Source organism: Blautia sp. ZXY-1-B12 (assembly GCF_056339915.1).
Genome location: NZ_JBWJVP010000180.1, coordinates 1 through 10,173 on the forward strand (window position 1 = coordinate 1; position 10,173 = coordinate 10,173).

Annotated in this window: 12 protein-coding genes; 11 read left to right on the forward strand and 1 reads right to left on the reverse strand. The window is 38.8% G+C overall.

Translation table 11 applies throughout. The features are described 5' to 3' along the window. The 11 genes from AC075L_RS09905 to AC075L_RS09955 all read left to right on the forward strand — a co-directional run. Positions 1-1,778, forward strand: a 1,778-nt coding sequence (locus AC075L_RS09905) for a DUF6320 domain-containing protein (RefSeq protein ID WP_476387589.1), incomplete at its 5' end; no start/stop codon positions are given. 91 nt (positions 1,779-1,869) lie between these two features. Then, on the forward strand, positions 1,870-2,190 hold the full coding sequence (locus AC075L_RS09910; protein ID WP_118409460.1) for a nucleotide pyrophosphohydrolase: 321 nt from the start codon (positions 1,870-1,872) through the stop codon (positions 2,188-2,190). Positions 2,191-2,411: 221 nt separating this feature from the next. Next, positions 2,412-3,290, forward strand: a complete 879-nt coding sequence (locus tag AC075L_RS09915; protein ID WP_118409442.1) for a LysR family transcriptional regulator — start codon at positions 2,412-2,414, stop codon at positions 3,288-3,290. Positions 3,291-3,415: 125 nt separating this feature from the next. Next, positions 3,416-3,886 carry a flavodoxin gene (locus AC075L_RS09920; protein WP_026648204.1) on the forward strand — a complete coding sequence of 157 codons (471 nt, stop codon included), beginning with the start codon at positions 3,416-3,418 and terminating at the stop codon, positions 3,884-3,886. A 28-nt stretch (positions 3,887-3,914) separates the two neighbouring features. Further along, positions 3,915-4,682 carry a carboxymuconolactone decarboxylase family protein gene (locus AC075L_RS09925; RefSeq protein WP_118409441.1) on the forward strand — a complete coding sequence of 256 codons (768 nt, stop codon included), beginning with the start codon at positions 3,915-3,917 and terminating at the stop codon, positions 4,680-4,682. Further along, on the forward strand, positions 4,666-4,818 hold the full coding sequence (locus tag AC075L_RS09930; protein ID WP_243099534.1) for a hypothetical protein: 153 nt from the start codon (positions 4,666-4,668) through the stop codon (positions 4,816-4,818). The genes AC075L_RS09925 and AC075L_RS09930 overlap by 17 nt, the downstream gene beginning before the upstream one ends. 114 nt (positions 4,819-4,932) lie before the next feature. Beyond that, a complete protein-coding gene (locus tag AC075L_RS09935) occupies positions 4,933-5,829 on the forward strand; it encodes a LysR family transcriptional regulator (RefSeq protein WP_118409440.1) in 897 nt (298 codons plus the stop codon). Positions 5,830-5,964: 135 nt separating this feature from the next. Next, complete coding sequence (locus AC075L_RS09940) at positions 5,965-7,242, forward strand: iron-containing alcohol dehydrogenase (protein WP_476387590.1); 1,278 nt, start codon at positions 5,965-5,967, stop codon at positions 7,240-7,242. Next, positions 7,178-7,822: a hypothetical protein gene (locus tag AC075L_RS09945; protein ID WP_476387591.1), complete on the forward strand. Its 645-nt coding sequence runs from the start codon at positions 7,178-7,180 to the stop codon at positions 7,820-7,822. The genes AC075L_RS09940 and AC075L_RS09945 overlap by 65 nt, the downstream gene beginning before the upstream one ends. Beyond that, positions 7,752-8,180, forward strand: a complete 429-nt coding sequence (locus AC075L_RS09950; protein WP_476387592.1) for an alpha/beta hydrolase — start codon at positions 7,752-7,754, stop codon at positions 8,178-8,180. Before AC075L_RS09945 ends, AC075L_RS09950 begins: the two co-directional genes overlap by 71 nt. A gap of 7 nt (positions 8,181-8,187) precedes the next feature. Beyond that, positions 8,188-8,853 carry a DUF4405 domain-containing protein gene (locus tag AC075L_RS09955; protein WP_118409458.1) on the forward strand — a complete coding sequence of 222 codons (666 nt, stop codon included), beginning with the start codon at positions 8,188-8,190 and terminating at the stop codon, positions 8,851-8,853. 160 nt (positions 8,854-9,013) lie between these two features. On the opposite strand, the gene AC075L_RS09960 is transcribed toward AC075L_RS09955, so the two are convergent. Then, positions 9,014-9,901 carry an aldo/keto reductase gene (locus tag AC075L_RS09960; RefSeq protein ID WP_118409438.1) on the reverse strand — a complete coding sequence of 296 codons (888 nt, stop codon included), beginning with the start codon at positions 9,899-9,901 and terminating at the stop codon, positions 9,014-9,016. Positions 9,902-10,173: the final 272 nt, after the last annotated feature.

Sequence of the window (10,173 nt, forward strand, 5' to 3'; positions counted from 1 at the left end):
CAGCAAAATTATATTCTGCTGCCAGTAATAAAAAAGATACGAGAGTGTTTCGTTTTTACTGCGAATTGAAAGAAGAAGTAAATCCTGACGTTTTGCAGGAAGCATTGAATCAGACAATAGAAATATTTCCTACGTTTTTAATGGTGCTTCGCAAAGGATTATTCTGGCATTATCTTGAGCCATGTAATTTACGACCGATTGTAAAGGAAGAGTACAAAGAGCCTTGTAGTAGACTCTATATAAAGGATAAGAAGACACTGCTTTTTGAAGTAACCTATTATAAAAAACGAATCAACTTCGAAGTATTCCATGTATTGACAGATGGCACAGGAGCGACAGAATTTTTAAAAGAACTGGTAAAAAATTATCTCTATCTTATTCACAAAGTAAATGGATTAGAACCAGTTTCATTGTTACCAGAAGATATGACGGTACAAGATCAAGAAGTTGATAGTTTTTTGAAATATTATTCAAAAGATCAGAAACGACCGAAAAAAAGAAAACTACATGCTTTCCAGATACGGAGAAAAAAGAAAGATGGAAATCATCTGCACGTCCATGAATCTGTTGTTTCAGTTCAGGCAGTATTGAAGCGGAGCAGGGAACTCGGAGTATCTATGACAGTCTTTTTGACAGCATTATTTATGATGGCAATAAATGAAGAAATGTCTAAAATGCAAAAGAAAAAGCCGGTCGTGTTAATGGTTCCGGTTAACTTAAGAAAGTTTTTCCCGTCTTTATCGATGCTGAATTTTTTTAATTGGATTGAGCCGGGATATAATTTTACTACACAAGATCAAAGTTTTGAGGCAATACTGAAATATACAAAAGAATTTTTTGAGACAGAGCTGACAAAAGAAAAGATGTCAGCACATATCAGCGAGTTGCTTGCTTTGGAACTGCATCCGATTCTGAGGCTTGCACCTTTGGAATTGAAAAATTTATGTATTCAGGCCGGGGCAAAATATTCAGAGAAGAACACGACAGCAATCTTCTCTAATATGAGTGCGGTTAAAATGCATGCGAGTTATGTGCCTTATATTGAACGATTTGGTGTGTACACAAACACTCCTAAGTTTGAATTGTGTTTGTGTTCTTTTCAGGATAAATTATCATTTGCATTTACATCCAGATACGACACAGTGAACATTGAACGTAATTTTTATCGCTTGTTAAAAGAACAGGGAATTGCATCTGAAAAAGTAAAACCTGAATTTCCAAAGACAGATGAGCCAAGCGAACAGGAAATGAAAGTCTATAAAATTTATAGCTTTCTGTGTATTGCAATTGTTGCAGCAATGCTTGTTACGGAGTATAATTTCCATCCTAGAATTCGCTGGACCTTATTCACAGCCGGAGGCGTTGTGACAATGTGGATTGCCTCATCGATTGGATTTTTTAAACGCTATAACCTGCTGAAAAATGCGATGTGGCAGCTTTTTATCGGTACTATTATCTGCTTTATATGGGATGCACTGACCGGTTGGCACAGTTGGTCTGTAGATCTTGTGCTGCCGATCATGAGTGTATCTACACTTACAGCGATGTTTGTAACCGCTAAGGTGCGGAAATGCCCTGTGCGAGAGTATCTTATTTACGAAATTATGGCTGCCGGATACGGATTGATTCTTCCGGGAATCTTACTCTTATGCAAAGTGGTGAAAAATCCAACAGTAAGTATGTTTGGAGCGTTAATATGTTTCCTGTTTCTTGTAGCAGTGATATTGTTTAAAGGAAGAGAATTTAAAGAAGAGATGCAGAAAAATCTGCATGTATAAAATAGTGTTGATGATTAAAAATGCTGAACTGAATAATTTCACTTTGTCAGAAAGCATTGTTAGAAGTAGCAAAATAAAGGAGTATTTAATTATGAAGTATGAAACAATAGATAGAATTAGAAAATTTACAGAAGATCGAAACTGGGATCAGTTTCATTCGCCGGCAAATCTTGCAAAATCAATCGTAATTGAGGCAGCAGAGTTATTAGAGTGTTTTCAGTGGTCTGATGAAGAATATGATCTGCAACATGTCAAGGAGGAATTGGCGGATATTTTGGTTTATAGTCAGAATCTGTTAGACAAACTGGAACTGGATGCAGATGAAATCATAAATATGAAGATGTCACAGAATGAAGCAAAGTATCCGGTAGATAAGGCAAAAGGGAGTGCGGCCAAGTACGATCAGCTATAATAGTGGAAAAGGAAGAGGCGTTATAAGAACAATGATAAAAATACTATTTATATGCCACGGCACTCTTTGAAAGCTTCGCCCAAAAGCCAGTAAAATCACAGTCTGAAGGGCATAGGCGGTTAGAAAATAACCCAAAAATAACCCACAGTATTTTGTGCAGATATGTCTGGGATGCAATATGATAGAATGGTTACAAGAAAAATTTGTAGGAATATAAAGATATGGAATTAAGATTATTACGCTATTTTTTAACAGTAGCAAAAGAACAGAGCTTTACAAAAGCAGCAGAACAATTGCATATTACCCAGCCAACGCTATCCAGACAAATGGCGGCATTTGAAGAGGACCTGGGAATAACATTATTTATTCGAAACGGGAAGAAAATATCGCTCACTGATGAAGGAATTTTATTAAAAAGGCGTGCCTTGGAGATTCTTAATCTTGAGGAAAGGACGCTTGAGGAACTGAAAGGAAAAGAAGAGGTTGTAGAGAGCACGATAACCATTGGATGCGGTGAATTTGCAGCAGTGGAGACATTGGCGAAGATATGTAAAACATATAAAGAAAAATATCCGCTGGTTCAGATTGTATTGCATACTGCAACAGCAGATGCAGTGTATGAGATGATGAACAAAGGACTTGTAGATATTGCATTATTCATGGAGCCGGTGGACACCGAAGGGCTGGATTATATCCGGATCACAGATTGCGATCACTGGTGTGTCGGAATGCGGCCGGATGATCCGCTGGCAGAAAAAGAGTTTATAAAAAAAGAAGATCTTATTGGAAAGCCCTTGATCCTGCCGGAAAGAATGAACGTTCAAAGTGAACTTGCCAACTGGTTTGGTAAAGACTTTTCAAAATTACAGATTGCTTTTACGAGTAATCTTGGAACGAATGCCGGAGTTATGGCGGCAAATGGACTGGGGTATCCAATTTCAATTGAGGGTGCTGTAAAGTATTGGCGAGAGGATATTCTTGTACAGCGAAGAATTTCTCCTGAAATCACGACCAGTACGGTGATTGCCTGGCGACGGAATATCCCATATTCTTTGGCAGTCCGTAAAATGATCGAGGAGATTAATGCTTTTCAGGCATAAAACAAAATTCAATATAAGCATTAGACATAATGAAGCGATAGAGCTTAAAATAGATGTGTAAGATGAATGTAAATCTTATACATCTATTTTTTGTGAAAAATACGTATAGAAAGGGGCTTTTTATTATGAGTAAAAAATTAGTGGCATTTTTCAGTGCAAGCGGAACAACAAAAAAAGTAGCACAGATGATCGCAGAGGAAGCAAAAGCGGATTTGTTTGAGATTGAGCCGAAAGTTCCATATACAAAGCCTGATCTTGACTGGATGAATAAAAAATCCAGAAGCAGTGTGGAAATGAGTGATAAAAAATATAGACCGGCGATTATGAAAAAAGAGATGGATATGAGTTCTTATGACGAAATCCTTCTGGGATTCCCAATCTGGTGGTATGTGGCTCCGACAATCATCAATACATTTTTAGAAGCTTACGATTTCAGTGGTAAAAAGATTGTGCTTTTTGCAACATCCGGAGGAAGTGGATTTGGGAACACTGTGAAAGAATTGCAGTCATCTGCATCAGACGCAGTTATTACAGAAGGCAGACTGTTAAATTGTGGAACGAAACAGGAAATCACTGAATGGGTAAACTCTTTATAAATAACAGCGTTATGGAGGTATACAGAATATGGGAAAAATAGTACAGACAGCAGGGAGAAATACACTTGGTGAATTCGCACCGGAATTTGCACATTTTAACGATGATGTACTTTTCGGCGAAAACTGGAATAACCAGGACATCGATGTAAAAACAAGAAGCATTATCACAGTGGTTGCTCTGATGGCTTCCGGAATTACGGATTCTTCTTTAAGATATCATCTTCAAAATGCAAAAAATCATGGTGTGACACAAAAAGAGATTGCTGCAGTGGTCACACATGTCGCATTCTATGCAGGTTGGCCAAAAGCATGGGCTGTTTTCAATCTTGCAAAGGAAGTGTGGGAAACAGGCGAAGGAGATTTGCCATACGAAGAGGAAGCGATGCGGGCGCATGCAAAAGAGATGGTATTTCCAATTGGTGAACCAAACGATGGCTTTGCACAGTATTTTTCTGGCAGAAGTTTTCTTGCACCAATCTCTACATCTCAGGTTGGAATTTTCAATGTGACATTTGAACCAGGATGCAGAAATAACTGGCATATCCATCATGCAAAAAGTGGAGGCGGACAGATTCTGGTATGCGTTGCCGGAAGAGGATATTATCAGGTGGAAGGTAAAGAAGCTGTAGAAATGAAGCCAGGCGACTGCATCAATATTCCGGCAGAAGTGAAACACTGGCATGGCGCAGCACCGAATGAATGGTTTTCACATCTGGCAATAGAAGTTCCGGGCGAAAATAGTTCCAATGAATGGCTTGAACCGGTAAGTGATGAAGAATATGGGAAATTACAATAGGAAGCTGAAGGAAATGTTTGATGACAGTATTGTATTGAATAATGGAGTGAAAATTCCACACCTTGGTCTTGGAATCTGGTTTATTGATGAGGATAAGACTGCTGACGCTGTAAAAGCAGCCGTGGACAAAGGTTAATCAGTGCGAAGATAGATAATATAGAGGGAAATCGTGCGGCATCCCCGGTAGTAACAACCGGGTACTATAATTACATTATAACAGTAAAAATGTTTTTATCAAGGAGAAATATATATGCTTTATAATCCTCAGCTTGAAACTTTTTTGTGTGTTGTAGAGTCAGGGAGCTTCAGTAAGGCAGCAGAAAAACTGTTTATTACAGCACCGGCAGTGATCAAACAGATTAATTCTCTGGAAAGCAGTCTGAATCTGCAGTTATTTGACCGTACCCATAGGGGACTTATTGTGACAGAAGCGGGAAAATCTATTTATAAAGATGCCAAGTATATTATTCAATACAGTAAAGAATCTCTGATCAGAGCCGAAAATACAATGCAAGGCGATAAAGAAGTCATTCGTGTAGGTATTTCACCAATGACACCTCCGCAGATTTTTGGCAGTTTATTTCCCAAAATACAGGAACTTTATCCAGAGATAAAGTTTCAGTTGATCCCGTTTGAAAATACTCCGGAAAATGCCAGAGAAATCCTTGGCAATCTTGGACAGAATATTGATGTAGTTGCAGGGATTTTTGATGATACACTGCTGGATCTTCGTAAATGCAGAGGAATAGAGATCAGCAGAGAAGAATTCTGCTGTGCAGTATCTATCCATCACCGTCTTGCTAAGAAAGAATACCTGGAAATCCAGGATTTGTATGGAGAAAATCTTATGCTGATCCACAGGGGATGGAGTGAATATATAGATATTCTAAGAGATGATCTCTGGGAACATCACCCGGAAATACAGATTGTGGATTTTGATTTTTACAATATGGAAACTTTTAACCGCTGCGAAAACAGTAATGATGTTTTGCTTGCTGTAAAGAGTTGGGAGAGTATTCATCCCCTTATGAAGATTATTCCCGTAAACTGGAATTACGGAATTCCCTTCGGACTTCTGTACTCCCAGGAACCCTCCAGAAAAGTTAAAAAAGTTCTGGATGCCATTGAAAGAACCAGAGACTTATAACCAAAAGTATATAGTGCATAACCAAATGAGACTTCTGCCGGAGTCTCATTTTTTTTATAATAGAATAGTGAGAATGTTCATAAAGTATTGATTCATAATAAATGAACCAGGCAGTAAAAAGGAGGAAATTTGGAATTGAATAACTTTATTTTTGAAAACTCTACAAAAGTATTTTTTGGAAAAGGATGCGTGAAAGAATATCTTTCCTGTTGGGCCGGTAAATTTGGAGAAAGAGTTCTGCTCGCGTATGGCGGCTGTTCCATTAAGAAAAATGGTATTTATGAAGAAGTGACGAGTATTCTTGAAAAAGCAGGAAAAACTGTGATCGAATTTTCCGGAATCATGGCAAATCCTACTTATGAAAAAGTCTTGGAAGGGGCAAAGATCGCCAGAGAGAATGAGGTAGACTGGATTCTTGGAATTGGCGGTGGTTCAGTTATGGACTGCTGCAAAGCAGTATCCCTTGCTGCTATCAGTAAGAAAGATATCTGGAAAGAATACTGGGCAAAGCCAGGAATTATTGATTTTGAACCGTTACCTCTCGGGGTGATCGTCACTGTCGCAGGAACAGGAAGCGAATGTAACGGCGGAGCCGTGATTACAAACGAAGGACTGAAAGTAAAAACAGGTCGGGATTACCCGAAATGTAATCCGAAATTTGCTTTAATGGATCCGGAGTATACTTATACAGTTCCTGTCAGACAGATGGTTTCCGGAAGTTTTGATATCTTGTCGCATATCATGGAGACATATTTCAGTGAACCGGACGTAAGCAATGTATCTGATGATATTTCCGAAGCATTGATGAGAAATGTAATCCAGAATCTTCGTGTGGCAATAAAAAATCCAGAAGACTATACAGCACGCAGTAATCTTATGTGGGACGCAACTATGGCAGAAAACCGTGTCATCAAGCTTGGTAAAAAGTGTGATTTTGAATGTCATCAGATGGAACATCAGATTGGAGCTTTTACAAACTGTAATCATGGAGAGGGACTTGCAGTGTTGCATCCGGTTTATTATCGACATATTTATAAATATGGTCTGAAAAAATTCGTCCGTTTCGCAGAAAATGTCTGGCAAATCAGAAGAGGTGATATGACTGATGAAGCACTGGCAGAAGCAGGAATAAATGCGCTGGCAGATTTTATCAGAGAGATTGGACTTCCGACCAGTCTGAAAGAGCTTGGAGTTACGGAGGATATTGATCTGAGAGAAATTGCAGATTCCTGTAATCTGTCAGTTGGAAGTTATAAAAAAATGACACATGAAGAAATCCTGGAAATCTTCAGGGAATGTATAAAAATCTGGGGTATCAGAAATGCACAGAAAAAAGAGATGTTATTTTGTGGAGATTTTAGTAATTTGTTTTTATGTTCTGTTTGCCTGCAGCGTTATCGTTGCAGGCAGTGAACAGGATTCGGCAGGGAAAGAGGACACTGGAAATAAGATGAACACGAAAAAAGAAAGAGAAACTGTTTATGACCGCCATACCAAAGTTCAGGATGTAATAAATGATCCGGCATTTGGAAGTTATGGACGCCTGATCTTTCCGGTAGATATACAGATTGACAATAGCCTGGAACTGGAAGATGTAGAGGAAATCCTTCCATGGTACAGTGAAGTAAATCCGGACAAAACTGTGGAAATTGCAAATTATATGAAAAATCAGGCTGCCAGAGATGAACAGATTTTTTATGACATTTATACAGATGAAGAGAAGGCAGCAGACCCGGAAAAAGAGGAGACAGGACTGTTCTTTTTCCGTGGAGATCCGGGAGAGAAGTTTGCTGTTTTAAATGCAGGCGGAGGATTTATGTATGTTGCCGGAATGCAGGATAGTTTTCCGCATGCACTAGAATTATCAAAAAAGGGATACAATGCGTTTGCTCTGATCTATCGTCCAGGAGCGCAGACTGCCTGTGAGGAATCTTTCAAAGGCAATTGCCTTTATTTCAGATCATGCAGAAGAACTTCAGGTGGATCCGGATGATTATTCTCTGTGGGGTGGTTCTGCCGGAGCAAGAATGGCAGCATGGGTAGGCACTTATGGAACTTCTGCATTTGGTGAAAAAGAATATCCCGCACCAACAGCAGTGATCATGCAGTATACGGGACTTTCAGAAATTACAGGAGAAGAGCCGCCAACTTACGCATGTGTAGGAACAAGTGATGGCATTGCATCATACCAAACCATGTCTACGCGAATCAACAGGATAAAAGCCAACGGTACAAATGCAGAAATAGAAATCTTTAAAGGGCTTTCCCATGGTTTTGGACTGGGAGAAGGTACTGCCGCAGAAGGATGGCTGGATCATGCAGTTGAGTTCTGGGAAAACAATATGGGGTAAACCTGAAATGAAACCAAAAATAAAATTAAAAATATGCATAGATATACTGATGACAGCGGCACTGCTTTTTCTGATGCCCTATGAACTGGTTGGAAGAGCAGCACATGAATGGATTGGAACAGAGATATTTTTACTCTTTATCCTGCATCATATATTAAACAGGAAATGGACTGCCCATATGTTCAAGGGAAAATATACAAAATTCCGTATCCTCCAGACGATATTAGTGGCAGCAATTTTTATCAGTATGATCGGGAGCATGGTAAGCGGTATTCTGTTGTCAGAATATGTATTTGCAGCTATAAAAATCAAAGGCGTTGCAAATATGGCAAGAAATATTCATATGCTTTGTGCCTACTGGGGATTTATCCTGATGTCTCTGCATCTGGGACTACACTGGAACATGTTTCTCAAGATGCTTGACAGGAAAATACACTTCCCTGCCGGAAAGAAAAAATATATATTCCGGATTTTGGCAGGAGTAATTGCTGCCTACGGATGCCATGCATTTATTAAACGCCAGATTGGAAGCTATATGTTCCTGAAAAAACACTTCGTTTTCTTTGATTATACAGAACCACTGATATTTTTTATGTTAGATTATATTGCTGTTATGGGTCTTTTTATTGCAGTCGGATATTACCTTGGTCTGTTCCTGAGAAAAAATCATTAGAGATTAAATCTGTTTTTTAACCGAGTCAAGCTGTGAAGCAGCTACTCGGTTATGAGCAAGTAGCGAAGCGGATTGCGAATATCCGCTTTGACTTAAAATAACCGGAACATATCAGGGAAATATGTTCCGGTTATTTTATGAAAGCTATGTTTGTGACTGATTACCAGTTTTTCTTTTCGGTTTCGCTTTTGTGGTTGTTTTTTCGCTCTTCTACCATTTTTGCGAACCATTCTACCATATTCGGATCATAGTGAGAGAAGAAAGAGCTTGTCTTTTTGTCTAACTGTGTGATCTTTTCCATATCTTCTGCTGAGAGGGTGAAGTCAAATACATTAAGATTCTCTACCATACGTTCATAATGTGTGGATTTCGGAATGACTACAACGCCTCTCTGGATATGCCAGCGCAGGATAACCTGAGCACTTGTTTTGCCATACTTTGCACCGATTTCCTTTAATACAGGTTCCTCAAAAAGACCGCCGCGCCCCTCTCCGAATGGAGCCCATGCTTCAATCTGAATGTTATATTTATCCATCCATTTCTTTGCTTCAATCTGCTGATTGTGAGGATGTGTTTCTACCTGATTGACCATTGGACGGATATTTGCAAATGAAGCAATATCTACAAGACGGTCAGGATAAAAGTTTGATACACCGATCGCACGTACAGTACCCTCTTTATATAAGTCCTCTAATGCATGCCATGCTCCATAGTAATCAGAAAACGGCTGATGCAGAAGAAGCAGATCAAGATAATCTGTTTTCAGCTTTTTCAGAGATTCTTCCACGGATTTTCGGCAGGCATCATAACCATAATGTTCTACCCACACTTTTGTGGTAAGAAAGATTTCTTCTCTTTGAAGTCCTGATTTTTGAATTGCGTTGCCGACTTCCTCTTCATTAAAGTAGCTCTGGGCGGTATCCAGACTTCTGTATCCGGCTTTTAACGCATCCAGGACGCAACGCTCACATTCATCCTTTGTTACCTGATATACGCCATATCCCATGATCGGCATTTTGACGCCATTAGAAAGTGTTACATATTCCATTGTAGCTTACTCCTTTCGTGTTGTTTCTTAGTTCTCTTTTATTATAGAAAATGTAAATTCCAAATTGAAGATTCTCTTTGTTTTGCAGTTTAAACCTTTTGGTAAAGTCTGAGAAAATAATAAGCAGTATAAACCATGAGGTATATACTGCAAAACTAATAGAATCTTCCAGTTAAAGTGGAAAGATTATATAATATAGTCAGAAACAAAGTTGAAAAGGAGAGTCGGAAAATGGAATATACAACATTAAATAATGGAATCAAAATGCCAAT